The organism is Halomonas sp. B23F22_20, from assembly GCF_043496985.1.
Taxonomy (GTDB): Bacteria; Pseudomonadota; Gammaproteobacteria; order Pseudomonadales; family Halomonadaceae; genus Halomonas.
Map to the genome: position 1 here is coordinate 1 of NZ_JBIEKH010000099.1, position 652 is coordinate 652.

The following is a 652-nucleotide window of genomic DNA, read 5'->3' on the forward strand; positions in this document are numbered from 1 at the left end:
CGCTGGCCATCATCAGGCCCATCCCGATGCGCTTCCTCATGGTCGGTCTCGTCGAGGCCTTCCAGCCAGGCGTCGATACGCGCGTTCAACGCCTGTTCCTCACGGGCCAGCGACTGTTGACTCACCACGCGCTTCTTGCTGGCCACGGCCCCGAACTTGCTGCCATCGATGGCCACTTCGCGGCTCGCCAGCCAACCGGCGTCACGACAGAAACGCACAAAGTGACGGCACAACTGACGAAACGCATGCGGATGCTTGCGTCGAAACTCGGCGATGGTCTTGAAGTCGGGGGTCAACCGATTGAGTAGCCACATCAGCTCGATGTTGCGCTGACATTCACGTTCCAGGCGGCGTGACGAACGGACCTGCTGAAGATAGCCGTACAGATAGAGGCGCAGCATATCCGCGGGATGGTAGCCCGGCCGCCCGGTTGCGGCGGGCCGAGCCCGCTCGAAGCCCAGGGCATCGAGATCGAGGGAATCGACATAGAGATCGATGACGCGAACGAGGTGCTCGTCGGGGATCAAGTCATCGAGGGAAGGGGGCAGCAGATCGAGCTGCTCGCGAGACGCGCCGGTGATATAGCGTGCCATGATGAAAACTGCCCATCAGGAAACCTGATGGGCAGTGTGCCAGCCGAGGTTGTGTTTTG

Annotated in this window: 1 protein-coding gene; it reads right to left on the reverse strand. The window is 61.5% G+C overall.

The features are described 5' to 3' along the window. Positions 1–593, reverse strand: a 593-nt coding sequence (locus tag ACGTN6_RS20780; protein ID WP_394594983.1) for a transposase, incomplete at its 3' end; no start/stop codon positions are given. Between the last annotated feature and the right edge of the window lie 59 nt (positions 594–652).